Annotated in this window: 23 protein-coding genes; 16 read left to right on the forward strand and 7 right to left on the reverse strand. The window is 70.6% G+C overall.

Features of this window, described 5'->3' with window-relative positions:
- Nucleotides 1–56 precede the first annotated feature (56 nt).
- Both ACZ6ZP_RS22160 and ACZ6ZP_RS22165 read left to right on the forward strand, forming a co-directional pair.
- A complete protein-coding gene (locus ACZ6ZP_RS22160; RefSeq protein ID WP_351164070.1) occupies nucleotides 57–1,028 on the forward strand; it encodes an acetylxylan esterase in 972 nt (323 codons plus the stop codon).
- Between the two features lie 115 nt (nucleotides 1,029–1,143).
- Nucleotides 1,144–2,325: a transglycosylase family protein gene (locus ACZ6ZP_RS22165; protein WP_361471868.1), complete on the forward strand. Its 1,182-nt coding sequence runs from the start codon at nucleotides 1,144–1,146 to the stop codon at nucleotides 2,323–2,325.
- Nucleotides 2,326–2,424: 99 nt separating this feature from the next.
- Here the strand turns inward: ACZ6ZP_RS22165 and ACZ6ZP_RS22170 are convergent, their stop codons facing one another.
- The gene (locus ACZ6ZP_RS22170) at nucleotides 2,425–3,441 is read right to left on the reverse strand and encodes a DMT family transporter (RefSeq protein WP_366464740.1); all 1,017 of its coding nucleotides are present in this window, start codon (nucleotides 3,439–3,441) and stop codon (nucleotides 2,425–2,427) included.
- 423 nt (nucleotides 3,442–3,864) lie between these two features.
- On the opposite strand from ACZ6ZP_RS22170, the gene ACZ6ZP_RS22175 reads away from it, so the two are divergent.
- From ACZ6ZP_RS22175 to glgC, 4 genes are read left to right on the forward strand one after another with little or no spacing between them, the layout of a single operon-like run.
- The gene (locus tag ACZ6ZP_RS22175; protein WP_351164074.1) at nucleotides 3,865–4,602 is read left to right on the forward strand and encodes a class I SAM-dependent methyltransferase; all 738 of its coding nucleotides are present in this window, start codon (nucleotides 3,865–3,867) and stop codon (nucleotides 4,600–4,602) included.
- 11 nt (nucleotides 4,603–4,613) lie between these two features.
- A complete protein-coding gene (locus ACZ6ZP_RS22180; protein ID WP_383821593.1) occupies nucleotides 4,614–5,354 on the forward strand; it encodes a (2Fe-2S)-binding protein in 741 nt (246 codons plus the stop codon).
- A 52-nt stretch (nucleotides 5,355–5,406) separates the two neighbouring features.
- Entirely contained in the window at nucleotides 5,407–6,573 is a 1,167-nt protein-coding gene (gene glgA / locus ACZ6ZP_RS22185) for a glycogen synthase (RefSeq protein WP_383821590.1), read from the forward strand.
- A gap of 22 nt (nucleotides 6,574–6,595) precedes the next feature.
- On the forward strand, nucleotides 6,596–7,816 hold the full coding sequence (gene glgC, locus ACZ6ZP_RS22190; RefSeq protein ID WP_351164077.1) for a glucose-1-phosphate adenylyltransferase: 1,221 nt from the start codon (nucleotides 6,596–6,598) through the stop codon (nucleotides 7,814–7,816).
- 22 nt (nucleotides 7,817–7,838) lie between these two features.
- On the opposite strand, the gene ACZ6ZP_RS22195 is transcribed toward glgC, so the two are convergent.
- From ACZ6ZP_RS22195 to ACZ6ZP_RS22215, 5 genes are all read right to left on the reverse strand, one after another.
- Nucleotides 7,839–8,828: an ABC transporter permease gene (locus ACZ6ZP_RS22195; protein ID WP_351164458.1), complete on the reverse strand. Its 990-nt coding sequence runs from the start codon at nucleotides 8,826–8,828 to the stop codon at nucleotides 7,839–7,841.
- A gap of 29 nt (nucleotides 8,829–8,857) precedes the next feature.
- Nucleotides 8,858–9,820, reverse strand: coding sequence for an ABC transporter permease (locus ACZ6ZP_RS22200; RefSeq protein ID WP_366464738.1), 963 nt, complete (start codon nucleotides 9,818–9,820; stop codon nucleotides 8,858–8,860).
- 197 nt (nucleotides 9,821–10,017) lie between these two features.
- The gene (locus tag ACZ6ZP_RS22205; RefSeq protein ID WP_469407984.1) at nucleotides 10,018–11,538 is read right to left on the reverse strand and encodes a sugar ABC transporter ATP-binding protein; all 1,521 of its coding nucleotides are present in this window, start codon (nucleotides 11,536–11,538) and stop codon (nucleotides 10,018–10,020) included.
- 1 nt (nucleotide 11,539) lies between these two features.
- Nucleotides 11,540–12,637: an ABC transporter substrate-binding protein gene (locus tag ACZ6ZP_RS22210; RefSeq protein ID WP_351164082.1), complete on the reverse strand. Its 1,098-nt coding sequence runs from the start codon at nucleotides 12,635–12,637 to the stop codon at nucleotides 11,540–11,542.
- A gap of 144 nt (nucleotides 12,638–12,781) precedes the next feature.
- Nucleotides 12,782–13,795, reverse strand: a complete 1,014-nt coding sequence (locus ACZ6ZP_RS22215) for a LacI family DNA-binding transcriptional regulator (RefSeq protein ID WP_351164084.1) — start codon at nucleotides 13,793–13,795, stop codon at nucleotides 12,782–12,784.
- Between the two features lie 194 nt (nucleotides 13,796–13,989).
- On the opposite strand from ACZ6ZP_RS22215, the gene ACZ6ZP_RS22220 reads away from it, so the two are divergent.
- The 5 genes from ACZ6ZP_RS22220 to ACZ6ZP_RS22240 all read left to right on the forward strand — a co-directional run bounded on the left by ACZ6ZP_RS22220 (nucleotide 13,990) and on the right by ACZ6ZP_RS22240 (nucleotide 23,036).
- Nucleotides 13,990–16,608: a PA14 domain-containing protein gene (locus tag ACZ6ZP_RS22220; RefSeq protein WP_469407985.1), complete on the forward strand. Its 2,619-nt coding sequence runs from the start codon at nucleotides 13,990–13,992 to the stop codon at nucleotides 16,606–16,608.
- An 85-nt stretch (nucleotides 16,609–16,693) separates the two neighbouring features.
- The gene (locus ACZ6ZP_RS22225; RefSeq protein ID WP_469408374.1) at nucleotides 16,694–17,416 is read left to right on the forward strand and encodes a hypothetical protein; all 723 of its coding nucleotides are present in this window, start codon (nucleotides 16,694–16,696) and stop codon (nucleotides 17,414–17,416) included.
- Nucleotides 17,417–17,581: 165 nt separating this feature from the next.
- Nucleotides 17,582–19,933 carry a GH92 family glycosyl hydrolase gene (locus ACZ6ZP_RS22230; RefSeq protein WP_361471842.1) on the forward strand — a complete coding sequence of 784 codons (2,352 nt, stop codon included), beginning with the start codon at nucleotides 17,582–17,584 and terminating at the stop codon, nucleotides 19,931–19,933.
- A 180-nt stretch (nucleotides 19,934–20,113) separates the two neighbouring features.
- Nucleotides 20,114–21,478, forward strand: coding sequence for a wax ester/triacylglycerol synthase family O-acyltransferase (locus ACZ6ZP_RS22235; RefSeq protein WP_351164460.1), 1,365 nt, complete (start codon nucleotides 20,114–20,116; stop codon nucleotides 21,476–21,478).
- 70 nt (nucleotides 21,479–21,548) lie between these two features.
- On the forward strand, nucleotides 21,549–23,036 hold the full coding sequence (locus ACZ6ZP_RS22240; protein ID WP_469407986.1) for an SDR family NAD(P)-dependent oxidoreductase: 1,488 nt from the start codon (nucleotides 21,549–21,551) through the stop codon (nucleotides 23,034–23,036).
- A gap of 16 nt (nucleotides 23,037–23,052) precedes the next feature.
- Here ACZ6ZP_RS22240 and ACZ6ZP_RS22245 read toward each other — a convergent pair whose 3' ends face one another.
- Nucleotides 23,053–23,886, reverse strand: a complete 834-nt coding sequence (locus ACZ6ZP_RS22245; protein ID WP_469407987.1) for an SDR family oxidoreductase — start codon at nucleotides 23,884–23,886, stop codon at nucleotides 23,053–23,055.
- A gap of 307 nt (nucleotides 23,887–24,193) precedes the next feature.
- Here ACZ6ZP_RS22245 and ACZ6ZP_RS22250 point away from each other — a divergent pair, with 307 nt between their 5' ends.
- From ACZ6ZP_RS22250 to ACZ6ZP_RS22270, 5 genes are all read left to right on the forward strand, one after another.
- Entirely contained in the window at nucleotides 24,194–24,367 is a 174-nt protein-coding gene (locus ACZ6ZP_RS22250) for a hypothetical protein (RefSeq protein ID WP_351164092.1), read from the forward strand.
- 156 nt (nucleotides 24,368–24,523) lie between these two features.
- Nucleotides 24,524–25,510, forward strand: a complete 987-nt coding sequence (locus tag ACZ6ZP_RS22255; RefSeq protein ID WP_351164093.1) for a YihY/virulence factor BrkB family protein — start codon at nucleotides 24,524–24,526, stop codon at nucleotides 25,508–25,510.
- 84 nt (nucleotides 25,511–25,594) lie between these two features.
- Nucleotides 25,595–26,041, forward strand: coding sequence for a phage holin family protein (locus ACZ6ZP_RS22260; RefSeq protein ID WP_469407989.1), 447 nt, complete (start codon nucleotides 25,595–25,597; stop codon nucleotides 26,039–26,041).
- Nucleotides 26,038–26,475 carry a DUF3618 domain-containing protein gene (locus ACZ6ZP_RS22265; protein ID WP_351164095.1) on the forward strand — a complete coding sequence of 146 codons (438 nt, stop codon included), beginning with the start codon at nucleotides 26,038–26,040 and terminating at the stop codon, nucleotides 26,473–26,475. The genes ACZ6ZP_RS22260 and ACZ6ZP_RS22265 overlap by 4 nt, the downstream gene beginning before the upstream one ends.
- On the forward strand, nucleotides 26,472–26,738 hold the full coding sequence (locus ACZ6ZP_RS22270; protein ID WP_351164096.1) for a DUF4235 domain-containing protein: 267 nt from the start codon (nucleotides 26,472–26,474) through the stop codon (nucleotides 26,736–26,738). The genes ACZ6ZP_RS22265 and ACZ6ZP_RS22270 overlap by 4 nt, the downstream gene beginning before the upstream one ends.
- The last annotated feature ends 135 nt before the right edge of the window (nucleotides 26,739–26,873 follow it).

Consider the following 26,873-nt stretch of genomic DNA (forward strand, 5'->3'; position numbering starts at 1 on the left):
ATTGCCCCGCGGCGTAGCGTGACATCCCGACACTGTGTCCGACGGAGGAGCCGCCCGTGCCCCATTTCGACATGCCGCTCGACGAACTGCGCCGCTACCGGCCCGAAGCGACCGAGCCGGAGGACTTCGACGCCTTCTGGGAGAAGACCCTTTCGGCCGCACGTGAGCACGACCTGGACGCCCGGTTCGTTCCCTACGACGCGCACCTGAGCACGGTCGACGTCTTCGACGTGACGTTCGCGGGGTTCGGCGGTCACCCGGTCAAAGGTTGGCTGATATTGCCCGCCGGGACGACCGAACCGCTGCCCGCCGTCGTCGAGTACATCGGCTACGGCGGCGGCCGCGGCCTGCCGCACGAGCGGCTGCTCTGGTCGGCGGCCGGCTTCGCGCACTTCGTGATGGACACCCGGGGCCAGGGCAGCGGCGGCTCGGCGGGCGACACCCCCGACCCGGTCGGCAGCGGTCCCGCCGTCCCCGGCTACATGACGCGCGGTATCGAGGACCCCCACGCGTACTACTACCGGCGCGTCTTCACCGACGGCGTACGCGCCGTCGAGGCGGCCCGCTCCCATCCGCTGGTGGACTCCTCGCGCGTCGCCGCGGTCGGCGGCAGCCAGGGCGGCGGGATCACGCTCGCCGTCGGCGGGCTCGTCCCCGACCTGGCGGCGATCGCCGCCGACGTGCCCTTCCTGTGCGACTTCCCGCGCTCCACGACGATCACCGACCGGCCGCCCTACCGCGAGATCGCGCTCTACATGAAGGCGAGGCGGGGCGTCGAGGACCGCGTCTTCCGTACGCTCTCCTACTTCGACGGCGTGCACTTCGCGGCCCGGGGCACGGCGCCCGCGCTCTTCTCGGCGGCTCTGGAGGACATGACGTGCCCGCCGTCCACCGTGTTCGCGGCGCACAACTCCTATGCCGGTGCGGAGCGTTCGATGGAGGTGTACGCCTTCAATGATCATGAGGGCGGTGGCCCCTACCAGCAGAGTGTCCAACTCCAGTGGATCCCGGAGCACTTGAAGGGCTGATCCGTGCGCCGCCCCCTCGGTCACGCGCCCTTGTCACGGCTTGGTCCAAGCGGCTAACTTGCCGCCTTGTCGTGTGTCTGACGTGACTGAGAAGTGTGTGACGGAGGGGGCTCCCATGGCCGTACGCGGTCGGCACCGCCGGTATCAGCCGAACCGGATCAACCGTGCGTCGCTGACCGTCACGGCGGGCGGCGCCGGGATGGCGCTGCCACTGATGGGCACCGGCACGGCGGAGGCGGCCGACGTCGACACCTGGAACAAGGTCGCGGCGTGCGAGTCCACCAACAACTGGAGCATCAACACCGGCAACGGCTACTACGGTGGCCTCCAGTTCAAGCAGTCCACCTGGGAGGCGTACGGCGGCACCGCGTACGCCCCGCGCGCCGACCGCGCCACCAAGGACCAGCAGATAGCCGTCGCCGAGAAGGTCCTCAAGGCGCAGGGCCCGCGGGCCTGGCCGGTCTGCTCGGAGCGTGCGGGCCTGACCCGGGGCGGCGACGCGCCCGACGTCACGCCGATGGGCGCGCCCAAGAAGGCGGCGTCGAAGGCCCCCCAGCGCGACGTCAAGGACGTCAAGCCGGAAGTGACCCCGCAGTCCACCGCGGGCCGCGGCCAGATGTACACGGTCGTCCGCGGCGACACGCTCTCCGGGATCGCCGAGGAGCGCCGGGTCAGCGGCGGCTGGCGGCAGCTGTACGAGGCCAACCGCAAGGCGATCGGCGGCGACCCCGACCTGATCACGCCGGGCCAGCGGCTCGCGCTGCAGGCCTCGCAGAAGAAGGCCGCGCAGCCGCAGGCCGCGCCCAAGCCGCGGGCCGAGCCGAAGCAGCGGGCCGAGCCCAAGCAGCAGCCGAAGGCCGAGCCCAGGAAGGCGAAGCCCGCGCAGGCGTCGCAGGGCTTCTCCGCACCCGTGGCCGCATCGCCCAGCACGCCCTACCGCGCGGCGGGCGGCTCCTGGTCGAAGGGCTACCACACGGGGGTCGACTTCCCCGTGGCCACCGGCACTTCGGTGAAGTCCGTCGCCGGGGGCACGGTCGTCTCGGCCGGCTGGGGCGGCTCGTACGGCTACGAAGTGGTGATCCGGCACGCCGACGGCAAGTACTCCCAGTACGGCCATCTCTCGGCGCTCACCGTGAAGGCCGGGCAGAAGGTGGGCGCGGGGCAGCGCATCGCGCGCTCGGGGTCCACGGGCAACAGCACGGGCCCGCATCTGCACTTCGAGGTGCGCACGGGCCCCGGCTTCGGCTCCGACGTCGATCCGCTCGCGTACCTGCGGGCCGGCGGCGTGCGGATCTGAGGCTTCTCCGAACGACCGAAGCCCCTGGGGAAATCCCCGGGGGCTTCAGGACGTGCGGGCCTCGGCGGGCCGTGCGGGCCTCGGTGGGCCGCAGCGAGCTCAGGAGCCGATGCGTTCGCGGCCGCGGCCATGGCCATGGCGGAACAGCACCCGCCGGTGCGGCCCGGGCGCGGGCTGCGAGGGCACCGCGGGCAGCTCCTCCGGCCGCGCCTCGGGAACCACCGGGTCCGCGACCCCGGGGCCGCCCTTGGCCACCGGCACCGTCGACGCCGCGACAACCTGCGCGGCGCCGATCCGCTCCGTGGTCAGCAGGATCAGACCGCCCGCCGCGACGACGCCGAAGCCCAGGGCGACGGCCGTGCCCGCCGAGCCGTAGCGGAACGATTCGCCGAAGAGCGTGAGGCCCACCGCGGCCGCCACGACCGGATTGACGACCGTCACCGTCGACAGCGGCGCCGCCAGGCCCGCGCCGCGGTACGAGGCCTGCGAGATCAGCACACCCGCCATCGCCAGGACCGCGATCACGGCGAGGCTGGGCGCCTGATGCGTCAGGGGTTCGTTCGCGTCCCAGTCCACCGCCACCGTCTTGGTGAACACCGAGGCGATGCCGAAGGCGACGCCCGCCGCACTGGCCAGCAGCACGCTGCGCACCACCGGATGACGGTGCACCGCGTGCGCCACGACCATGAGCGTCACCACGGCGCCCGCGGTCACCAGCGCCACCATGACCCGCTCGGCGTCGTCCAGGGACTGCGCGTCGGCCGACTGCGTCAGCGAGAGCAGCCCGGCCAGACCCACGGTCGCCATGATCGCGCCGCGCCATGCGGTGGCGCCTGCCTTGCGGCGCACGAAGAGGGCGGCCATCGGCAGGGCGAAGACGATGGTGAGGGCGCCCAGGGGCTGCACCACGCTCAGCGGCCCGTACGCGAGCGCCACTACGTGCAGCAGCGCACCCAGGCCGTTCAGCGCGATGGCGACCCACCAGGCGCCGCGGCACATCGGGGCGTACCGCCGCTCCGGCGTGCTCACGGCCACGCGCTCCTGCAAAATGGCCCCGCCCGCATACGCCACGGCGGAGACGAGAGAGAGCAGCACGGCGAGCGTGAGGGCACTCATGAGGTGCTCCACGGCATGCGGTGCGCCCCCTGGTGGGCCCGGGGCGTCCGGTGCGGCGAACGGTCGGCTTCCATAGTCACTACGATCTCGCGGATTTCGCTCCACGTCGTCGTACCTCAGCAGGCATTGGGTCCTACTGCCGATGGAGTACTACCGGGCAGATGTCCTCCCCCGGGTGGGTTACGTATCGGGTCGGTGAATCATCCAAGAACTCGAAAATCCTTGCGTGGGCGACCTGCGCGACGCCCCCGTCCAGGCCACTGGGCGCGGCGTGGGCGCGCTTGTTCACCCCTTTGGGGGTACTGCCCCTCCAGTGTGCTCCCGCTGCCTCGAATGCGCGCCTGCGCCCTTCCCGCCATACCGCCTGACCTGGGCTTTTATGGCGGACGACCGTATTCTTGACCCCCGTGGAAAGGGGTCCGGATGAACCGGAACGTACGCAGTGTCGACGACGTCCTGAAGCTCATGGACGGCCTGTTCGCGCCAGAAGCCGACCGCTGGACCGACGACGCGGCGAGCTGGTGGGACGGCTTCTACACCGACCGCGACCGGCCGGTGCCGTTCTTCGTGGCGAAACCGGACGAGAACCTCGCCTCGTACGTCGACCGGGGCCTGATCGCCCCGGGCCGCGCCCTCGATCTGGGCTGCGGCCCCGGCCGCAACGCCCTGTACCTGGCCTCCCAGGGGTTCCGGGTGGACGCCGTCGACCTCTCCCCGGCGGCCGTCGCCTGGGCCGAGGAGCGGGCCCGCGAGGCCGGGGCGGACATCCGGTTCCACCGCGGCGACGCCTTCGCGCTGACGGCGGCCGAACTGGGCGGCCCCTACGACCTGATCCACGACTCCGGCTGCTTCCACCACCTGCCGCCCCACCGCCGCGTCAGCTACCTCTCCCTGCTCGACCGGGCCCTGGCCCCCGGCGGCCACCTCGCCCTCACCAGCTTCGCGGCCGGAGAGGCGGGCTCCGGCTCGGAGTTGCCCGACGCGGACCTCTACCGCGCGTCCGGACTCCGGGGCGGCCTGGCCTACACGCCGGAGTCCCTGCGCTGGATCTTCTCCGACCTCACGGAGGTCGAACTGCGCCGCATGCGCGACGAACCGGCCGACTCCGCGCACTTCGGCGAGCCCTTCCTGTGGACGGCCCTGTTCCGCAAGGACGCCTAGGCTCTGCTCTCGTGACAGCCCCACTCGACCTGACAGAACTCGGCTCCGTCGGCGGATTCTTCGCCCTGCGCACGGGTGCGCCGCCGGGCGGCGCCCACGTGACGACCCTGGCACGGGTGTACGCGGGGGACGACGCGCCCCTCGCGTTCCGCGTCGACAAGGTCGCCGCCCGGCTCGGGGCGCCCGACGCGCGCGTCGCCGTGTCGGTGGCCCAGCTGGGGCTCGCGGCGCGGCTGTGGTCCGTGGCGCTCGGCTCGGCCGCACTGCACGGCCGGGTGCCGGACCTCGACCCCGCGCTGCTGAACTGGGACGCGGACGGCACCTCGCCCGACGACCTGTGGCTGACGGAGGCGACGACGCGGCCGGGTGATGCCGCGAGCATCCGGGACGTCGTCCAGGACGGCCACCTGGCACCCCTGGCCGGCGCCCTGCGCACGCGCCACCGCGTCTCCGCGCCGCTGCTGTGGGGCAACGCGGGCTCCGCGCTCGCCGGAGCCGCCCGCGAACTGGACACCTGGGCGCGCCGCACCGGACGTACCGACGTGGGGGAGCGCGCGCGGGCCCTGGCCGCCGAACTCTTCGACCACCCCGACCTGCGCGGCACCGGAACCCTGCGCGGCACCGCGTTCCGCCGCCGCAGCTGCTGTCTCTACTACCGCTGCCCCAACGGCGGTCTGTGCGGGGACTGTTGCTTCGACCGCCCGCCGCAGAGGTCGGTACGGGCCTCTTCCCCACCGGACACTTCTGGGTGACCATGAGGGGGCGGGCGACCGGCGGCTGGGGCGGACGGACGGGGGGTGCTGCGTGCGAGTGGGACTGCTCACCCGGGAGTATCCGCCGGATGTCTACGGCGGGGCCGGAGTCCATGTCGAGTTCCTCGCGCGGGAGTTGGGCGCCCTCGTCGACGTCGACGTGCACTGCTGGGGAAACCAGGGGGCCGACGACGGACTCGTACGCCACCAGGCCTGGGGCGCCCTGGACGGCGCCAACGACGCCCTGCGCACGTTCTCCGTGGACCTGTCCATGGCGGCAGCCCTCACGGGGTGCGACCTCGTCCACTCCCACACCTGGTACGCCAATCTCGCGGGCCACTTGGGCAAGCTCCTGCACGGCATCCCGCATGTCATGACCTCGCACTCCCTGGAGCCCCTGCGCCCCTGGAAGGCCGAGCAACTGGGCGGCGGTTACGCCCTCTCCGGCTGGGCCGAGCGCACCGCGGTCGAGGCCGCGGACGCCGTGATCGCCGTCTCGCGCGGCATGCGGGCCGACATCCTCAGCTGCTACCCCGCCATCGACCCGGCGAAGGTGCACGTCGTCCACAACGGCATCGACACCGGCCTGTACCGCCCCGACCCCGGCACGGACGTCCTGGAACGCCTGGGCGTCGACCCCGAGCGGCCCTACGTCCTGTTCGTCGGACGCATCACCCGGCAGAAGGGCGTGCCCCATCTGCTGCGCGCCGCCAAGGAGTTGGACCCCGCCACCCAGCTGGTCCTGTGCGCCGGAGCCCCCGACACCCCGCAGATCGACGCCGAGTTCCGCACCCTCTTCGAGGAGCTGAGCCGCGCCCGCGGGGGAGTCCACTGGATACCGGAGATGCTGCCGCGCCCGCAGATCGTCCAACTCCTCACACACGCCCGGGTGTTCGTCTGCCCGTCGGTATACGAACCGCTCGGCATCGTCAACCTGGAGGCGATGGCCTGTGGCACCCCGGTCGTGGCGTCCGACGTCGGCGGCATCCCCGAGGTCGTCGCCGACGGGACCACGGGACTCCTCGTCCCGTACGAGGAGAAGGAGCCGGCCGCCTTCGAGGCGCGGCTCGCGCAGGCCCTGAACGAACTGGTCGCCGATCCGCGCGCCGCGACCCGCATGGGCGCCGCCGGACGGGACCGCGCCGTCGGGGAGTTCGGCTGGGACGCGGTCGCGCGACGCACGACCGACGTGTACGAGGAGTTACTCGAGTCCAAGTGATCCCAGTTAAGGGGGCGGCGCGATGCGCGGTGGACCTTCGGTGCTCGGAATCGTCCTGGCGGGCGGTGAGGGCAAGCGCCTGATGCCCCTCACGGCCGACCGGGCCAAACCAGCGGTCACGTTCGGCGGCACGTACCGCCTCGTCGACTTCGTGCTCTCCAACCTCGTCAACGGCGACATCCTGCGGATCTGCGTCCTGACCCAGTACAAGTCGCACTCCCTGGACCGGCACGTCACCACCACCTGGCGGATGTCCAGCCTCCTCGGCAACTACGTCACCCCGGTCCCGGCCCAGCAACGCCTGGGCCCGCGCTGGTACTTGGGCAGCGCGGACGCGATCCTGCAGTCCCTCAACCTCGTCCACGACGAACAGCCCGACTACATCGCGGTGTTCGGCGCCGACCACGTCTACCGCATGGACCCCCGCCAGATGCTCAACCAGCACTTCGAGAGCGGGGCCGGGGTGACGGTCGCGGGCATCCGGGTGCCGCGCTCGGACGCGGCGTCCTTCGGGATCATCACGCCCGCCCGGGACGGCACCCGCGTCGAGCGCTTCCTGGAGAAGCCCACCGATCCGCCGGGCCTGCCCGGATCGCCGCACGAGGTGTTCGCCTCCATGGGCAACTACGTCTTCACCACGAAGACCCTCGTCGACGCCATCCAGCAGGACGCCGAGGACGACAACTCCGTGCACGACATGGGAGGTTCGATCCTGCCCATGCTCACCGAGAGGGGCCTGGCCCAGGTGTACGACTTCGATGACAACCACGTGCCGGGGGAGACCGCGCGCGACCACGGCTACTGGCGCGACGTCGGCTCGCTCGACGCGTACTACGAAGCGCACATGGACCTGATCTCCGACCAGCCGGTCTTCAACCTGGACAACCGGCGCTGGCCCATCTACACCCACTCGGGCGGTCTGCCGCCCGCCAAGTTCTGCGCGGCCGGTATCGCCAGCGAGTCCATCGTCAGCCCCGGATGCGTCATCCGCGGGCAGGTCACACGCTCCGTTCTCTCGCCGGGCGTGACGATCGAGGACGGGGCGGTCGTGCAGGGGTCGGTGCTGCACGACAACGTCCGTGTGGGGCGCGGCGCGGTGGTCAGGGGCGCCGTCCTCGACAAGAACGTGGACGTCCCGCCCGGGGCGACGATCGGGGTCAACCCCGAGCGGGACGAAGAGCTCTACACGGTGTCGAAGGGAGGCGTGATCGCGCTGGGGAAGGGGCAGCCCGTGCCCATGTAGCCCTCGCTCGCAGCCGCGCTTCCTACAGCACCCGGCGTCGGCGGCCCAGCCACGTCTGGGCGATCACGACCAGGGCCAAGAAGGCGCCGCTGACCACCTGTTGGTACGCGGAGTCCAGTGAGCCGATCTGGTTGATGACGTTCTGGATGACCTTCAGGAGCAGTACGCCGACCAGTGATCCGCTGATGAATCCGAAGCCGCCCGTCAGCAGCGTGCCGCCGATGACGACTGCCGAGATCGCCTCCAGTTCCATGCCCGAGCCGAGGATGGTGACGCCCGAGACCAGCCAGGCCGCGTTGAGCGCGCCCGCCAGGCCCGCGCAGAGGCCGGAGAGGGTGTAGACGGTGACCTTGGTGCGGGCCACGGGGGCGCCCATGAGGGCCGCCGCGTCCTCGTTGCCGCCGACCGCGTACACGTACTGGCCGAAGCGGCTGCGGCGCAGCACCACGGCGCCGGCGACGAAGAGGGCGAGGGTGATCCAGACCGGGGCGCCGACTCCGAGGAGTTTGCCCTGGCCGAGCGTCGCGAAGAACGAGTCCTTGTCGACCAGGTAGGTCTTGGAGCCCTCGTCGGTGATGGACAGGAGGATGCCGCGTGCGCCCAGCATCGCGGCGAGCGTCACGATGAAGGGGGCCAGGCGGGAGCGGGCGATGAGCAGGCCGTTGACCAGGCCGATGAGTCCGCAGACGGCCAGCGGCAGGAGGAGCGCCACCGCCGTTCCGTACTGGGAGCCCCAGGCCGCCAGTACCCCGCCGAGGGCGAAGAGCGAGCCGACCGAGAGGTCGATGCCGCCCGTGATGATCACGAACGTCATGCCGAGCGCGACGACCGCGAGGAACGCGGAGGAGACCGCCATGTTCTCCAGGTTGTCGCCGGTCAGGAACGTGTCGAAGCTGAGCGACGCCGCGATGACGGCGACCACCAGGGTGACCAGGGCGCCGTGCTGCTGGGCGAGCGCGCTGACGCGCTCGGAGCGGCTCGGGCCTGTCTGCCCGCCCGGCGGCTTCTTCATGGGCTTGGCCTCGGATAGGACGGTGCCGGTCACCGCTTGCCCCTCTCCCGTGCCGCGTAGACGGCGAGAATGATCACTACGGCCTGGGCGATCTGGGTCCATGAGGGCGGCAGATCGTGCTTGATGAGCGTGGCGGTGAGCAGCTGGATCAGTACGGCGCCCGCGACGGTGCCGCCGATGCGTACGCGTCCGCCGCTGAGCGGGGTGCCGCCGACCACTACGGCCGTGATCGCGGACAGTTCCATGAGGTTGCCGAGCGAGGTGGGGTCGCTGGCGGTGAGGCGGGCCGTCGCCAGGACGCCCGCGACGGCGGCCAGGGCGCCGGAGCAGACGTAGACCAGGATCAGGACGCGCCGCACGGGGAGGCCTGCGAGACGGGCGGCGGGACGGCTGTCGCCGATGGCGAGGAGTTGCCGGCCGAAGGTGGTGCGGCGGACGACGAAGGCCACGAGGAGTGCGAGTGCGGCGGCGATGAGGACGAGGTAGGGGATGCCGAGGACCGCGCCGGAGCCGAGGCTTGCCATGGTCGGGTCGCGTACGTCCTTGAGCTGGGGGAGGAGTACGAGGGCGAGGCCGCGGCCCGCGACCATCAACGCCAGGGTGGCGACGATGGGTTGGACGCCGATGAACGCGATGAGGGAGCCGTTGGCGAGGCCGATGGCCGCGCCGCCGATGATCGCGACGATGAGCGCGATCCATGTTCCGTAGCCGAGGTAGAGGGAGAGCAGGGAGGTGGAGAGCGCCATGACCGAGCCGACGGAGAGGTCCACGCCTTCGCTGCCGATGGCCAGCGCCATGCCGAGGGCGACGATGAGGACGGGGGCCACCTGGACTGCCTGGGTGCGGAAGTTCTCGGCGGAGAGGAAGTGGGGGGTCAGGGCGATGTTGAGGAGGAGGAGTACGGCTACGCCGACGTATACGCCGTAGTTCTGCAGGTAGACGAGGATGCGGTCACGGTCTGCGGCTTTGCCGCCCAGGGCCAGGTCAGTCATGGGTGCTCCGAGCGCTCCGGCTGCTCCGGGAGTGCCTTGGCTTGTCGGTGGGGCGGGGACGTGCCGGTATGTCCGTCCTCGCTATCGTCCGGGGGCCCCATGGGGACTTCGGCGCCGGAGCGCCGCGAACCATGCTCCGGGCGGACATACCGGCACGTCCCCTCCGGCCGGTTCGGCGGCCGCGGGCGGGTTGGGGGTTACTCATCGGGGCCCCCTGTGGTGGCTATCGCCCGCATGAGGGCGTCTTCTGTGACCTTGGAACCGGTGAGTTCTTCGATCACCTTGCCGTCCTTGAGGACGATGACTCGGTCCGAGCCCTCTATGAGTTCCTCCATGTCGGAGGAGATGAGGAGTACGGCCAGGCCGTCGTTGGCCAACTCGTCTATGAGTTTCTGGACCTCGGCCTTCGCGCCGATGTCTATGCCTCGGGTGGGCTCGTCCAGGAGGAGGACCTTGGGGTTCATCGCCAGCCAGCGGGCCAGGAGGACCTTTTGCTGGTTGCCGCCCGAGAGTTCGCCCACCTTCTGGTGGGGGCCCGACGCCTTGATGCGCAGGCGCTTCATGAAGGTGTCGACGACCTTGTCGATCGCCGCCTCGTCCACCAGGCCGAAGCGGGAGAGGCCGGGGAGCGCGGCCAGTGCGATGTTCTCGCGGACCGAGAGGCCGGGGACGATTCCCTCGGCCTTGCGGTCCTCGGGCAGGAGGCTGATCCCGGCCCGGATCGCGGCGGGTGGCGAGCCGGTCCGGACGGGGGCGTCGGCTACCACTACGCGTCCGGAGTCCGGCGCCAGCGCGCCCGCTATGGCCTTTGCCGTCTCGCTGCGGCCCGAGCCCAGGAGGCCGCCCAGGCCCACCACCTCGCCGGGGCGGATGTCTACGGAGACACCATGCAGGTGGTGGCGCATCGTCAGGTCGGTTGCCCGGAGGATGGGTTGTGTCGTCGGCGCGTGTTCGCCGGAGAACTTGGTCACGCCCTCTTCGCGGACCTCCCCGACCTCGCGCCCCAGCATGAGGGAGACGAGGCGGAGGCGGTCGAGCTCCGCGATCGGCCCCGTGTGCACCAGCTTGCCGTCGCGCAGGACGGTGACCGTGTCGCACACCTCGTAGAGCTCTTCGAGGCGGTGGCTGACGTAGATCACCGCGATGCCCCGGTCCCGCAGCATGCGGATGACGCCGAACAGCGTCTGGACCTCGCGGGGTTCGAGCGAGGAGGTCGGCTCGTCCATGATGACGACCTGCGCGTCCACCGAGACCGCTCGGGCCAGGGCCACCATCTGCTGGGTGCCGACACCCAGTTCGCGGAGCGGGCGGCGTACGTCGACGCTGATGCCGAGGCGCTTGAGGGCCTCGGCCGCCTCGCGGTGCATGCGGCGGAAGTCGATCAGGCCCAGGCGGCCGCGTGGCTCGCGGCCGAGGAAGAGGTTGCGGGCCACGCTCATCAGGGGGACGAGGTTGACCTCCTGGTAGATGGTGGAGATGCCCGCGTGCTGGGCGTCCAGGGGCGTTGCGAAACCGACCTTTTGGTTCTTGTACGTGAGGTCACCGGCGTCCGGTGCGTACACGCCCGTGAGGACTTTGATCAGGGTGGACTTGCCCGCGCCGTTCTCGCCTATCAGGGCGTGCACCTCGCCGGCGCGCGCGGTGAAGTCGACCCCGTCCAGGGCCCGTACGCCCGGGAACGTCTTGGTGAGGCCGGTCACCGAGAGGACGTCCGTCATCTCAGTACGCCTTGCCGAGGTCCGCCTTGGCGTTGGCCTTCGTGTACGCGCTGTCCTTGATGACGATGTCCTGCGAGACCTTCGTGCCCTTGGTGAAGGTGTCCAGGGTCTGGAAGGCGAGCGGGCCGAAGCGCGGGTTGGACTCGATGACGCCGTCGATCCAGCCGTCGACGATGCCCTGCACGGCGTTGCGCGTGCCGTCGACCGTCACGATCTTCACGTCACCGGCCTTCTTGCCCGCGCCCTTGAGGGCGTTGACGGCGCCGAGGCCCATCTCGTCGTTCTCGGCGTAGATCCCGGTGATGTCCGGCTTGGACTGGATGAGCTGCTCGGTGACCTGCTGGCCCTTCTCCCGGGCGAACTCGCCCGTCTGCTTGAAGACGACCTTCAGGTCGGGGGCCTTCTCCTTGATGCGGTCCTCGAAGCCCTTGGTGCGCTCGGTGGTGACGTTGTTGCCCGCGGCGCCGAGCAGGATCGCGACCTTGCCCTTGCCGCCGGTCGTCTTGATCATCTGGTCCGCCGCGCGCTTGCCCTGCTCGACGAAGTCGGAGCCGATGAAGCTGACGTAGTCCTTGCAGGCCTTGGCGTTGATCTTGCGGTCGATCGTGATGATCGGGATGTGCTTGGCGGAGGCCGCGCGGAGGACCGGCTCCCAGCCGTCGGAGTTCAGCGGTGCGATGACCAGGAGGTCGGCGCCCTTGGCGATGAGGTCCTGGACGTCGCTGATCTGCTTGGAGAACTGCGACTGGGCGTTGGCGGTGAGCAGCTTGACGCCGCGCTTCTTCGCCTCGGCCTTGATGGACGCCGTCTCCGCGATGCGGAAGGGGTTGGCCTCCTTCTCCGACTGGGAGAAGCCGACGGTGGCGGACGCGAGGTCGAGCTTCTTGCCGCCGTAGGCGTCTATCGCGCAGGTCGGGCCGCTGCCCGCGCTCGGCTCCGAGACGACCTGGCCCGAGTCGCCCTGGTCCTGCGACGCGGAGCTCTTGTCGCCGTCGTCCTCGGACTTGGCGCATCCGGTGGCGAGCGCGAGGCTCGCGGCGAGGCCGGCGGCGAGGAGGGTCCTCGCTGAGGTGCGGCTAAGGCGTGTGGTCGGCTTCATGGAGTCCCCAAAACGGCACGGCCCCGGCGCTGAGAGCGCTCACGGGAGGATCGGCACTTACGGTCAACTCGGCGGTACGGGGAGCTTTTTACATCGTTGAAAGAGGGCTGTAAACCCTCCGCGCAAGCGAAGACCGCCGAGCGCTCAGCGTCGGCCCAGCGTGCTCTCGCGCTCCACCAGGCGGAATTCCGCGGTGAGTTCACGGCCCTCGGGCTCTCCCGCGCCCTCCAGACTCCGCAGGAGCGAGGCCACCGCGAGGCGGGCGATGGCCTGTTTGTCCGGCGAGACCGTGGTGAGGGTGACCGCCCCGAACTGGCCCTCGGCGATGTCGTCGAAGCCGACCACCGCCACGTCCCACGGCACGCGCAGACCGCGCTCGTGCAGCACCCGCATCGCGCCGATGGCCACCAGATCGTTGTACGCGAACACCGCGTCCGGCCGCACCCCCGCGTCCAGCATCCGTGCCATCGCCTTCGCGCCGTCCCAGCGGTTCCAGCCGCCGACCGGGCCCACCAGGTTGTCCGGCGCGGCTATCCCGGCCTGCGTCAACTCCTCGCGCCAGCCCTGGAGTCGGAGGTTCGCGGGCTGGTTCGCCGAGTCCGTGCGGGCGCCGAGATACGCGATGCGGGTGCGGCCGCGGCCGATGAGGTGGCGTACCGCCGTGCGGGCCGCCGCGACGTTGTCGATCGCGATGTGGTCGTAGGGCAGGTCGTACTGGCGCTCGCCGAGCAGCACGAGCGGCACGTCGTCCTCGCGGCCCAGGAGGTCGGCCGCCTCCAGTTCGAGGGGGCTGAGGATCAGGCCGTCGATCACCCGGGCCCGGAAGCCCTGGCTGACCAGGACCTCCTGCTCGCGTTCGCCGCGGGTGTGGTCGAGGAGGACGGTGAAGTCGTGCTCGGCCGCCGCGTCGATGACCGCGCCCGCCAGTTCGGCGAAGTAGGGGTTGCCCAGCTCGGGGACGGCCAGCGCGATGATCCCCGTACGGCCCTTTCGTAGGTGACGTGCCGTCAAATTCGGTCGGTAGCCCAGTTCGTCGATGGCCTCCTGCACGCGTGCCCGCATCGCCGGGGTGACGTGCTGATACTTGTTCACCACGTTCGAGACGGTCTTGATGGAGACGCCCGCGCGTTCCGCGACGTCCTTGAGGCTTACCCGCACGTGCAGCTCCCTGCGTCTAGGTGCACCCCTGTCCTGGGGTGTTTGTCATGGCCCTGGACAGCGCGCCGGGGAGCGTGCTGTCATGCCAACTGCCGTTCCTTCCAACGTTGTACAGATTCGTTGTACAGACTGCGGCGGCGAGCCGCCACCCCCTTCCTCAGCCTTCAAGCACCGCTTCAAGCAAAGGAGGATCCGTGCGCCCCAACCGACCCAGACGCGTCAGGCAGCGACTGATACTGCTGCTCACCGTCGCCCTCGCCTTCGCCGGACTCACCGCCGTGCCGGCCGCGACAGCCGCCGACGAACCCCCCGAGGTCCACGGCCTGAAGGGCGAGTACTACACCCAGTCAGCGCCCGGAGCCTTCGACTTCCACGAGCTCAAGGCCACCGGCTTCGACCAGAAGATCGACTTCGACAACCTCGACCCGCGCCTGGCCTTCGCCACCGGCAAGGCGGATGACGCCACCGTCCGCTGGACCGGCAAGGTCGTCCCCGAGAAGACCGGCTCCCACACCTTCTCCATGATCGGCGACAACGGCTTCAGGCTCTGGGTCGACGGCAAGCTCGCCATCGACCACTGGGTCGACGACTGGGACAAGGAACAGACCGCGCAGCCGGTCGAGTTGACCGCCGGCAAGGCCTACGACATCAAGGTCGAGTACTTCGAGCACTACGGCGGCTCCAACCTCCACCTGCGCTGGACCGAGCCCGGCGGCACCAAGGAAGCGATCCCGCAGTCGGCCTTCCGCCTCCCCGACGGCTTCGACTACGACGGCGCCACCTCCGCCACCGTCCTCAAGGACGGCCGCACCCTGAAGCTCGACTTCGCGCAGAAGCTGGCCGCGCCCCCGGCGGGCCTCGCCACCCACATCGAGGCGGTCATCGGCGGCGCCAAGTGGCCCATCGGCACGGTCAAGGCCGACCCGAAGGACCCGCGCGCCCTCCTGGTGGGCCTCAAGGAGCCCGTGGTCGGCAACAAGGAGGGCACGGCGAAGGGCACCGCCGACCTCCGCTACGACGGCAAGGGCGGCCTGAGCGGCGACGACGGCAAGGCGGTCGCCGCGTTCTGGAGCAGCGGACCCAACCACTCCGAGCACCAGCTGCGCACCAAGTGGGCCGACGAGGTGGGCCCCGGCAACGCGCTGCCCGAGTACCCGCGCCCCCAGCTGACCCGTGACGCCTGGCGCAACCTCAACGGCTCCTGGCAGTTCGCCTCGGCGAAGGAGGGCGAGAAGCCCCCGGTCGGCAAGAAGCTCGCCGAGAAGATCCTCGTCCCCTACCCCGTGGAGTCCCAGCTCTCCGGCCTGGAACGGCACGAGGACCGCATGTGGTACCGCAGGACCTTCACCGTCCCCCAGGGCTGGAAGGTCGGCGACGGCAAGCGCCTCAAGCTCAACTTCGGTGCCGTCGACTGGCAGTCCGAGGTGTTCGTCAACGGCAAGAAGGTCACCGAGCACAAGGGCGGCTACGACAAGTTCAGCGCCGACATCACCGACGCGTTGAAGCCGGGCAGGACCCAGGAACTGATCGTCGGCGTCTACGACCCGACCGACGGCAAGGACGGCGAGAACCCGCCCGTCGGCAAGCAGCGCCTGGACCCCAGCGGCATCTGGTACACCCCTTCGTCCGGCATCTGGCAGACGGTGTGGATGGAGCCGGTGGCGGCCGACCACGCCGACTCGCTCAAGATCACCCCCGACGTGGCGGCCAAGCAGGTCACCGTCGAGCCCAAGGGCGTACGCGACGGAGTGCCGGTCAGGGCAGTCGCGTACGAAGGCAAGAAGAAGGTCGCGGAGGCGAGCGGACGCACGGGCACACCGCTCAAGCTGAAGATCGCCGAGCCGCGCCTGTGGTCGCCGGACGACCCCTTCCTCTACGACCTGAAGGTCACCGTCGGGCGCGACGACGTCAAGAGCTACTTCGGCATGCGGACCGTCGCCGTGGAGAAAGTGAACGGCACGCCGCGCACGATGCTCAACGGCAAGCCGCAGTTCCTGATGGCCACGCTCGACCAGGGCTTCTGGCCGGACGGGCTGCACACGGCGCCGACCGACGAGGCGCTCGCGTACGACCTGAAGATGCACAAGGAGATGGGCTTCAACTCGGTGCGCAAGCACATCAAGGTGGAGCCCGACCGCTGGTTCTACTGGGCGGACAAGCTGGGCCTGATGGTCTGGCAGGACATGCCCTCGATGAGCGCGGGCCGCAACCCGAGCACGGCGGCCCGGGCCCAGTACGAGTCCGAGATGAAGCAGATGATCGACGAGCACGCGAACCACCCGTCGATCGTCATGTGGGTCACCTTCAACGAGGGCTGGGGCCAGTACGACGAGGGCCGCATCGCCACCCAGGCCAAGTCCTGGGACCCGACCCGCCTGGTCAACGGCATGTCGGGCCTCAACCTCGGGCGCGACGGCGGCACCGGCGACATCATGGACGAGCACGGCTACCCGAGCCCGGCCCTGCCGCCCAAGCCCGACGGCGTGCGGGCGCAGATCAACGGCGAGTACGGCGGACTCGGACTCGCGGTACCGGGCCACGCCTGGTCGGTCCAGCAGAGTTACGTCGACGTGGACCCGGCGACGTACACGGACGACTACCTCACCAAGCTCGACGAGGTGCACAAGCTCGCCTGCAAGGGCGGCAACGGCGCCGTCTACACCCAGATCTCGGATGTGGAGGGCGAGTTGAACGGTCTGCTCACCTACGACCGCAGGGTCGTCAAGCCCGACGTGAAGCGGCTCAAGGCGGCACATGAAGCCTTGATCAGCGACGCGTCGCGGCCGGACCCGGCGGGGTGCTCGGGTTCCTGACCCGGTGCGAAGGCGCTCCGGCCCGGTGGGCCGGAGCGCTTTTCCCGTGGACGCAGGACCGTTCGCTTGGCACGATCTCCCGGTGATCGACGAGAGCGAGTGGGCCGGGGCCGCGGCCCGCAACAACGCCGAGTGGTGCGACGAGGTGTGCCGCGCACACGGCACACCGGGGGAGTTCCGCGCCGGGGCCTGGAGCAGCGCGCGACGGACCCCGCCGCTGTATCCGGACGCCGTCACGCTCAGCCCCGACGTGTCGGCGGCCGATCTGGTGGCGCGGATCGACACGGCGTCACCGGGCTGCTCCGTCAAGGACAGCTTCGCGTGCCTGGATCTGGAGCCGCTGGGCTTCGAGGTGCTCTTCGAGGCGCAATGGATCTACCGGGACGCGGGCAGTGCGATTCCCGGGGCCATGGCCCCGGACGTCGTCTGGGAGCCGCTCAAGAGCGCCGATTCGCTGCCCGCCTGGGAGAGGGCGTGGAACGAGGGCGAGGAGGGCGACGGCCTGTTCCGTCCCGAACTGCTCACCGGAGAAACGACGTTCCTGGCCGGAACCTCCTCCGACGGCCGGATCGTGGCGGGCGCGATCGCGAGCCGCGGGGCGTCCGTGGTCGGTGTCTCCAACCTGTTCGCGGCGGGTGGGCCGGCGGCCGACGAGGAGTCCGCCTGGGCGGGCTGCCTGACGCGGACGGCCCGGCTCTGGCCGGACCTGCCGGTCGTCGGATACGAGAGCGGCACCAGCCTGGACGCCGCCGTCCGCCAGGGGTTCACCCCGGTCGGACGGCTGCGGGTGTGGCTGCACACCGGCTGACGCGGGGCCTCGGGTGGCCGGGGTGGCCGCCCCGCGAGCAGCCGGGCGGCCACCCCGGCCACCCGGCCGCCGCCGGCTCCCACCTCTTGACGTGTACGCCACCACCCCCGAAGAATGATCGCGTTCCGCGCTGTGACAACGTTGTCCAAGGAGGCGTTCCCACCCATGAGATGGACCCAACGGCTACGCGGTACGGGGGTGGCGGTGGCCGCGGCCGCGCTCCTCGGGGGAGCCCTCGCCATACCGGCGGCCCAGGCCGCCCCGGCAGGGGACGGGCAGCTGACCGATCTGGTCAACCCGTTCATCGGCACCGAGAACGAGGGGAACACCTACCCCGGCGCCGCCGTGCCCTTCGGCATGGTCCAGTTCTCGCCCGACACCGGGCACAACACCGGCTACGACCACTCCGACACGCACATCCGCGGCTTCTCCACCGTCCATCTCTCGGGCGTGGGCTGCGGCTTGGGCGGCGACCTGCCGGTGCTGCCCACCACGGGCGACGTCAAGGAGACGGACTACGCCAAGTACGCGGCGGAGTTCAGCCACGACGACGAGAAGGCGAGCCCCGGCGCCTACCGGGTCGGCCTCAAGTCCGGCATCGACGCCGAGCTGACCGCCACCGAGCGCACCGGCGTGCAGCGCTACACCTTCCCCGCCACCGACAAGGCCAACGTCCTGCTCAACGCGGGCCAGTCACTGCACAAGACGGGCAGCACCAAGGTCGAGATCCTCGACAGCCGTACGGTCCGCACGGCGATCACCGGCAGCGGCTTTTGTCAGGACACCAAGCCGTACACGGTCTACACGATCACGCGCTTCGACCGCCCCTTCGCCACGTCGGGCACCTGGAAGGGCGACACCGTCACCGCGGGCTCCAAGACGTCGTCGGCGGGCGATGAGCGCAACGGCGCGTACGTCCGGTTCGATACCTCCAAGGACCGAACCGTCGAGGCGACCACCGCTCTGTCGTACGTCGATGCCAAGGGCGCCGCACTCAACCTCCGCGCGGAGGGCGGGCGTTCGTACGACCGTGTCGCGAAGGCCGCTCGGGCGGCCTGGGAGGACCGGCTCGACGACGTGAAGGCGCAGGGCGGCAGTGAGACCGTGCGCCGCACCTTCTACTCGTCCCTCTACCGGTCGTTCCTCGCGCCGAACATCGGCAGCGACGTCGACGGCCGGTACACGGGCTGGGACCAGAAGGTCCACCGCGCTTCTGCTGACGGGGGGTTCACGTACTACCAGAACTGGTCGCTGTGGGACACCTACCGCACCCAGGCGCAGCTCCTGTCCCTGCTCGCACCGCACGAGTCCCGTGACATGGCGCTCTCCGTCCTGAAGATCGACGAGGAGAGCGGCTGGCTGCCCAAGTGGGGCTACGGCACGGTCGAGACGAACATCATGACCGGCGACCCGGTCACCCCGTTCCTCACCAATGCCTACCAGCAGGGTCTGCTCAAGGGGTATGAGGAGAAGGCGTACCGCGCGCTGAAGAAGAACGCGGACGGTGTGCCGCCCGCCGATTCGGCGCCCGTGGGCCGCGAGGCCAACAAGGAGTATCTGAGCGACGGTTTCGCGCCGTACATCAAGGGCCGTCCGCACGCCAAGCCCGGCGACTCGGACTACGACCACGGCGCGTCCGCGACCCTGGAGTACGCCCTCTCGGACGCGATGCTCGGTGAGATGGCGGGCGAACTGGGGCACGAGGCCGATGCCGAGCGGTATGCGGACCGTGCGCAGAACTACCGGAAGATCTTCGACGGTTCGACGGGATTCTTCCGGGCGCGGGACGCGGCCGGTGCCTTCACCGGGCCCGCCGACCCGGCCAAGAGCGAGGGCTTCCACGAGGGCACGTCCTGGCAGTACCAGTGGCTGGTCCCGCAGGACCTGCCCGGCATGGTCGACCTCATCGGCGGCAAGCAGGCCACCAACGACCGCCTCGACTCCTTCTTCGCGTACGAGCAGCTCCTGAAGGACCCGGCGAAGACCGCACGCGAGGTGTGGGTCAACGGCCCCTACGACTACTACAACGCGGACAAGTACAACCCGCAGAACGAGCCCGATCTCATCGCCCCGTACACGTATCTGTCGACGGGCCAGCCGTGGAAGACCACCGACGTGGTGCACGCCGCGCTCACGCTCTTCACGGACACCCCGACGGGCATGACCGGCAACGACGACCTCGGCACCATGTCCGCCTGGAACGTCCTCTCCTCGATCGGTGTCTTCCCGGTCCAGCCCGGCACGGACACGTGGGGTCTGTCGACGCCCGTCTTCGAGCGCGTCGACCTCACCCTCGACCGCCGCTACTACCCGAAGGGGCGCCTCACGGTGAAGGCGCAGGGCACCTCCGACACCAACCGGTACATCCAGTCGGCGAGCACGGACGGCGCCGACTACGGCAAGACGTACCTGACGACCGACGACATCCGTGACACCCGTGAACTCTCCTTCACCGTGGGCGACAAGCCCTCGCAGTGGGGGACGTCGCGGCAGGCGGCGCCGCCCGCGCTGAAGTGACGTAAGACATAAGCCACTTACGTCCCGCCAGGCCCGTCCCTCCCAGAGGGGCGGGCCTTAACCTGTTGTTAACTGTGCGTAGCTTGATCGTACTTGACCGTAATCGCGGAACGGCGGTTGACTGCACGTCCATGCCATCCCCCGCATCGTCCTCGACGCGAGAGCAGCCCGTTGAAAACTCTGACCACTGAGCCATCCGACCTGCTCGCACCCCTCGATCTCGCCTTCTGGAACATCGAGTCCGCCGAACACCCCATGCATCTGGGCGCACTTGGCGTCTTCGACGCCGACTCGCCGGGAGCGGCCGAGCGCGCCGCCCAGCTGCTCGCCTCGCGTGCGACCACCGTGCCCGGGCTGCGGCTTCGGATACGTTCGGTCTGGCTGCCGGTCGGCGGGGCCGCGCGGGCGCCCGCGCCGGCCTTCGACCCGCTGGACCACGTCCGCATCGCCGGGCCCGTGCGGGACTTCCACGCCGCGGCGGGCGCGCTCATGCAGCGCCCCCTGGAGCGCGGCAGGCCGCCGTGGGAGGCGCATGTGCTGCCGGGGGACGACGGCACCTCCTTCGCCGTGCTCTTCAAGTTCCACCACGCCCTCGCGGACGGGCTGCGCGCCCTGATGCTCGCCGCTGCGGTCATGGACCCCGTCGAGCTGCCCGCCCCGCGTCCCGCGCCCGTGGCGCCCGAGGCCTCCGGGTGGTCCTGGCTGCCCGACCCGCGCAAGCTGCCCGGCCTGGTCCGCGACACCGTCGGCGACGTGGGGCAGGCCCTGGACATCGGCGCCTCGGTCGCCCGCGCCACCTTGGGCGTGCGGTCGTCGGTCGCCCTCACCTCGCAGGCCACCGGTACGCGGCTCACCGCGGGGGTGCTGCTCGACCTGGACGACGTGCACCGGGTGCGCAAGACCGTGGGCGGCACCGTCAACGACGTACTGATCGCCGTGGTCGCGGGAGCCCTGCGCCGCTGGCTCGACGAGCGGGGCGACGGCAGCGAGGGCGTGGCGCCGCGCGCCCTGGTCCCCGTCTCCCGGCGCAGGCCGCGCGGGGCGCAGCCGCCGGGCAACCGGCTCTCCGGGTATCTGGTGCGGCTGCCGGTCGGCGATCCGGACCCGGTCGCGCGGCTGCGGACGGTGCGGGCCGCCATGGACCGCAACAAGGACGCGGGTCCCAGCCGCGGCGCGGGCGCGGTCGCCCTGCTCGCCGATCATGTGCCCTCGCTCGGCCACCGCATCGGCGGTCCCGTCGTCGCGCAGGCCGCCCGGCTGCTCTTCGACATCCTCGTCACCAGCGTCCCGCTGCCCAGCCTGGGCCTGAAGCTGGGCGGCTGCCCGCTCGCCGCCGTGTACCCCTTCGCGCCGCTGGCCCGGGGCCAGGCGCTCGCCGTCGCGGTGTCCACGTACCGGGGCCGGGTGCACTTCGGTCTGGTCGCGGACGCGGCGGCCGTACCGGACCTGGACGTTCTCGCGCGCAGCGTGCGGGAGGAGCTCGCGGGGCTCGTCGAAGCGTGCGTAGACCGTCCGCGTTTGGTAGAGGGGCCCGTCGCTACGTAAAGTTCTCTTCTTTGGAGCTTCCGCGGTCACCCAGACGAGCCGCGGCATGAGTGACGCGAGGACAGTGGCGATGACGGTGACAGAGGACGGCCCGGAGGCCGCGGAGTCTTTTGGCCCAGGCATCGATCCCGACCGGCTCGCCGTCTGCCTCAGCGTGCTCGACGAGCTCGACAAGCTGGAGGTCGACCACCCCGACGCGATCGCGGTGCGCCGTGCCACGGCCGGGGTCTACCGGACGGTGAAGCAGCGCCGCCGTCAGGAGCGCAGGGCCGCCAAGACGGCGCACGACAAGGCCGTCACGGAAGCCACCGCCACCGGCTCCGCCGAGCGGATCGACGACGAGACCGAGGGTCTGCTGCCCTCCTCGCAGACCGAGGAGGGCCGGATCGCGGGGATACTCCAGCGCCCCCGCTCCTGCTACACCTGCAAGACGCGCTACGTGGAAGTCGACTACTTCTACCACCAGCTGTGTCCGGACTGCGCCCGCCTGAACCGGTCCAAGCGCGACGCCCGCACCGAACTCACCGGCAAGCGCGCGCTGCTCACCGGAGGCCGCGCCAAGATCGGCATGTACATCGCGCTGCGTCTGCTGCGTGACGGCGCCCACACCACCATCACGACGCGGTTCCCCAAGGACGCCATCCGCCGCTTCAAGGCGATGGACGACTCCGCGCAGTGGCTGCACCGCCTGGAGGTCGTCGGCATCGACCTGCGCGACCCGGCCCAGTCCGTCGCGCTCGCCGAGCGGCTCGCCGCCGCGGGGCCGCTCGACATCCTGATCAACAACGCGACGCAGACCGTACGCCGCCTGCCCTCCGCGTACGCCGCCCTGGTCGACGGCGAGAGCGCGCCGCTGCCCGCCGGTGAACTGCCCGCCCACTCCGTCATCGGCGCCTTCAATTCGGGCGCGGTGGACGGCCTGGCCGCGCTGCCCGTCGGCACCAGCAACCTGGACGCCCAGCAGGTCGCCGACCTCGCCCTCGTCGCGGGCAACGCCAGCGTCGCCCGGCACCTGGACGGCACCGCCATCGACGCGGGCGGCCTGGTCCCGGACGTCGTCGACAGCAACACCTGGGTGCAGACCATCGAGCAGATCTCCCCGGTGGAGTTGCTCGAGACCCAGCTGTGCAACTACACCTCGCCGTTCATCCTGATCAGCGCGTTGCGCTCGGCGATGGCCGACGCCGCGAAGAAGGCGTCCAGCGGCCGCTCGTACGTCGTGAACGTCTCGGCGATGGAGGGTGTCTTCGGCCGTGGCTACAAGGGCGCGGGCCACCCGAACACGAACGCCGCGAAGGCCGCGATGAACATGGTGACGCGGACCAGCGCCCAGGAGATGTTCCAGACCGACGGCATCCTGATGACCTCGATCGACACCGGCTGGATCACCGACGAGCGCCCGCACTACGACAAGCTGCGCCTGGCCGACGAGGGCTTCCACGCCCCGCTCGACCTGATCGACGGCGCGGCGCGGGTCTACGACCCGATCGTGCGGGGCGAGGCGGGCGACGACCTGTTCGGTGTCTTCCTGAAGGACTACGCACCCGGCAAGTGGTAGCCACGCGCGGGCGGCCTCAGGCCTTGTCCGTGGCTCCGCCCGCTGCCTCCCGCAGCCGCTCGTGCACGGCGTACGGGGAGGTCGTACCGGCGGCGGCCCGCACCCGTGTCCCGCCGTCCACCAGGACATCCGCGCCCGTCACCCATTCGGCCGCATCCGAGACCAGCCATGTCACCGCCCGCGCCACGTCCTGCGGCTTGTCGATGCGGCCGAGCGGCAGGCTCGCGGCGAGCTGCTCCTCGGCGCCGTCCCACACGAAGCGGGCCATCTCGGTGCGGACGAGGCCGGGGGAGACGGAGTTGACCCGCACCGAGGGCGCCAGTTCGCCCGCGAGCTGGGCGGTCAGGTGCAGGAGCGCCGCCTTGCTGGTGCCGTACGCGCCCACGTTCGGACCCACGTGGGAGGCGCCCTCGGTGCAGATGTTCACCACCGCGCCGCCGTGCTCGCCCATCCAGGCCCGCCAGGCGAGCTGCGTCAGGCGCAGAGCGGCCTCGACGTTCACCGTGAAGGCCGTGCGCCACCGGGTCAGGTCCACGTCCATCAGCGGGCCGTAGGGGGCGTTCGTCGCGGCGTTGTTCACCAGGACGTCCAGCCGCCCGAACTCCCGGACCGCGAGGGCCACGCACGCCTCCGCCCGCCCGGAATCGGCCACGCCGCCCGGACATCCGACGGCCTGGGTGCCGTCGGCGCGCAGTTCGGCCACCGCCGCGTCCAGGGCGTCCGGGTCGCGGGCGGTGATGACAAGGCGATGACCGGACTGAGCCAGGGCCCGCGCGACGGCGAGCCCGATCCCTCGCGAGGCTCCGGTCACCAGAGCCACCGCGCCCTCCCGTGCCTGCGCAGAAGTCATCCGCGTACGGTCCCATGGAGGCCTGGAAAGGCCCATAAGGCCGACCCGTTGAAGAGATTTCGGCCCGGCGGCCACCCCCACACCGGTATCAACTGTCTGAAATCCACCCCTTCGGCCGAACCCATAGAGCGCGCGCCTGCTCATTTGGTTAATCTGAGGCGAACGGACGGCCCTCAGGGGATCCACAAGCGCCCCTCAGCCGCCCCGGGACAGGCTTGCAACCGTGGCCGCGCTCCCGCCCGAACAACGGCGCCACCGCGACCGAACAGCCCATGTCCTTCCGTTACGCGACACAAAGGAGTGCGCGGTGACACCAGATCTGACGAAGCAGGAAAAGCGACCGGCGGAGAGCGGCGGCGACCGGGCCGGCGGCCCACGCAAGCTCAGCAACCTGGACTCGTGGGCCAAGGCGGCCCCGATCCGTCTGGCCGGCTACGAGGACGACCTCGCGGAGCCGCACATCCTCCCCGGTATCGACTGATCCCTCCGCTTCGCCGCGTGCCCCCGGCCGAACCCGGCCGGGGGCACGCGGCGTGCGCGGTGCCGTCGGGCGCCCCGGGGGCGGTGCGAACCGCGGATTCCGGGTGGGTCGGCCCACTCGCGCATGGCCCGGCGGTTGCGGGTTACTCCGGGGAGTATGAACGGGACATCGGATGCCGAGCGCAGCGCGGACCGCGCGCCGGACGAACTGACGCAGCTGTCGAAGCGGTCGTGGCGGGCAGTGATCACCGGCGTGGTCCGGGAGTTCCAGGACGACGAGCTGACCGACCGGGCGGCGGCGCTGACCTACTACGGGGTGCTGTCGCTGTTCCCGATGCTGCTGGTCCTCGTCTCCCTCCTCGGAGTCGTGGGGAAGTCGGCCATCGACTGGCTGCTGGAGAACCTGGAGAAGCTCGCGCCGGGTTCGGCGAGGGACATCATCAGCGACGCCGTGCGGCAGCTGGAGGGCCAGGGCGGTGTCGGCTCACTCATGGCGGTGGTCGGCATCGTGCTGGCGGTGTGGGCGTCCTCCGGGTACGTGGGCGCCTTCATCCGCACCGCCAACGCCGTCTACGACATGCCCGAGGGACGGCCGGTGTGGAAGGTGCTGCCGGTCCGGGTGGGCGTGACGGTGGTCCTGCTGGTCCTCGCGGTCGTCAGCGCGGTCATCGTGGTGTTCACGGGCGGCCTCGCCCGCACCGTGGGCTCGACCCTGGGCGTCGGCGACGCGGCACTGACGGTGTGGTCGATCGCGAAGTGGCCGGTCCTTGTCGTGCTGGTGACCTGCATGATCGCGCTGCTCTTCTGGGCGACGCCGAACGTGAAGGGCCGCGGCTTCAAGTGGATCACCCCCGGCAGCGTGATCGCCCTGGTGATCTGGCTGATCGCGTCGGCCGGGTTCGCCTTCTACGTGAGCAACTTCGGTTCCTACAACAAGACCTACGGCGCACTGGCCGGAGTGATCATTTTCCTCGTGTGGCTGTGGCTCAGCAACATCGCGATCCTGCTGGGCCTGGAGTTCGACGCGGAGCTCTCACGGCAGCGTGCCATCGCCGGGGGTCTGCCCGCCGAGGAAGAGCCCTACGTACCGCCCCGCGACACCCGCGCGTGGGACGAGCAGGACCGGCGGCGCATGGAGGAGTGAACACCGCTCGCCGTGATCGCGGTCCCCGACCATGTGCCGATCCCGGAGATCGGGGTACTCGGCCGCAGAACAGACAGGAGGTTGATGACGATGGCCCAGACAGGTCCGCACACCACCGGCCGTGACAGCAGCGGAGCGAGCGCCCCCGGCAGCGAGCCGCTCGGCGATCTCGTGCAGCGCGCGTCGCAGCAGCTGACGGAGCTGGTGCGCGGCGAGATGCGTCTGGCACAGGCGGAGATGAAGGAGAAGACCAGGCGCTACGGCAAGGGCAGCGGGTTGTTCGGCGGAGCCGGTCTCGTCGGCTTCCTCACCCTGCAGGCTCTCGTCGCCACCGCGATCGCGGCCCTCGCGGTGCCGCTTCCGGTGTGGGCGGCGGGGCTGATCGTCACCGCCGTCCTCGGTCTGATCGCCGCGGTACTGGCCGTGACCGGCAAGAAGGAAGTCGGCCGGGCCGCCCCGCCGATCCCCGAGCAGGCCATCGGCAGCGTCAAGGCCGATGCCGCAGAGATCAAGGAGAGTGCACAGCGATGAACCATCCCGACAAGCACACCGCCGGGGCCGGGGAACTGCGCGCGAAGGTCGAGCAGACCCGGCAGGACCTGGGAGAGACGGTCGAGGCGCTCGCGGCCAAGGCGGACGTCAAGGCCCGTGCGCAGGACAAGGCGGTCGCGATCAAGGGCCAGACGGCCACGAAGGCCGCGGAGCTGAGCGGGCAGGCCGTGGCGAAGGCCACCGAGGCCGCCCACGTGCTGCAGGACAAGGTGCCCGACCAGGTCAAGGACAAGGCCGCCGCCGCCACGGACCAGGTCAAGGCCGCGGCCGGACAGGCCGGAGAGCTGTGGCAGGACAAGGCCCCCGCGCAGGTCCGCAACAACCGCACCGCCGTCCTCGCGGCCGGTGGCGCGACGCTGCTGGCCACGTACGTACTGCTGCGACGCAGGCGTAAGCAGGGGAGCGCGGTGTGAAGGCCTCGAAGATCGCGTACAAGCCGGTCGGCATGGCGCTCGGCGCGCTCGCCGGTGTGGCCGCGGGCGGGCTGTTCAAACAGGCGTGGAAGGTGGTCGGCCACGACGAGGACGCGCCCGACGCCACCGACGAGCACCGCAGCTGGGGCGAGATCCTGCTGGCGGCGACGCTCCAGGGTGCGATCTTCGCCGTGGTCAAGGCGGCCGTCGACCGCGGTGGCGCTGTCGCCACGCGCCGGCTGACGGGCACCTGGCCGGGCTGACGGACGGCGGGCCCGGCTGACAGGCGGCCTGCGGATTCATCCGATGGGTCGGCATAAGGCAGCGCAAATGTCCAAGTCTCCGCCGCGAGCAATGCATTGACACCCTCACGGGGCGCTTGAATCATCGGATGTCAT

This window comes from Streptomyces sp. NPDC054047, from assembly GCF_055585065.1.

Coding starts and splice junctions, on each gene's coding strand:
- ACZ6ZP_RS22245 (WP_469407987.1), bottom strand. CDS start 23,886: ATGACTTCTGCGCAGGCACGGGAGGGCGCGGTGGCTCTGGTGACCGGA.
- ACZ6ZP_RS22200 (WP_366464738.1), bottom strand. CDS start 9,820: ATGACTGACCTGGCCCTGGGCGGCAAAGCCGCAGACCGTGACCGCATC.
- ACZ6ZP_RS22205 (WP_469407984.1), bottom strand. CDS start 11,538: ATGACGGACGTCCTCTCGGTGACCGGCCTCACCAAGACGTTCCCGGGC.
- ACZ6ZP_RS22255 (WP_351164093.1), top strand. CDS start 24,524: ATGAACGGGACATCGGATGCCGAGCGCAGCGCGGACCGCGCGCCGGAC.
- ACZ6ZP_RS22265 (WP_351164095.1), top strand. CDS start 26,038: ATGAACCATCCCGACAAGCACACCGCCGGGGCCGGGGAACTGCGCGCG.
- ACZ6ZP_RS22240 (WP_469407986.1), top strand. CDS start 21,549: ATGACGGTGACAGAGGACGGCCCGGAGGCCGCGGAGTCTTTTGGCCCA.
- ACZ6ZP_RS22195 (WP_351164458.1), bottom strand. CDS start 8,828: ATGAAGAAGCCGCCGGGCGGGCAGACAGGCCCGAGCCGCTCCGAGCGC.
- ACZ6ZP_RS22230 (WP_361471842.1), top strand. CDS start 17,582: ATGAGATGGACCCAACGGCTACGCGGTACGGGGGTGGCGGTGGCCGCG.
- ACZ6ZP_RS22170 (WP_366464740.1), bottom strand. CDS start 3,441: ATGAGTGCCCTCACGCTCGCCGTGCTGCTCTCTCTCGTCTCCGCCGTG.
- ACZ6ZP_RS22165 (WP_361471868.1), top strand. CDS start 1,144: ATGGCCGTACGCGGTCGGCACCGCCGGTATCAGCCGAACCGGATCAAC.
- ACZ6ZP_RS22175 (WP_351164074.1), top strand. CDS start 3,865: ATGAACCGGAACGTACGCAGTGTCGACGACGTCCTGAAGCTCATGGAC.
- ACZ6ZP_RS22210 (WP_351164082.1), bottom strand. CDS start 12,637: ATGAAGCCGACCACACGCCTTAGCCGCACCTCAGCGAGGACCCTCCTC.
- ACZ6ZP_RS22260 (WP_469407989.1), top strand. CDS start 25,595: ATGACGATGGCCCAGACAGGTCCGCACACCACCGGCCGTGACAGCAGC.
- glgC (WP_351164077.1), top strand. CDS start 6,596: ATGCGCGGTGGACCTTCGGTGCTCGGAATCGTCCTGGCGGGCGGTGAG.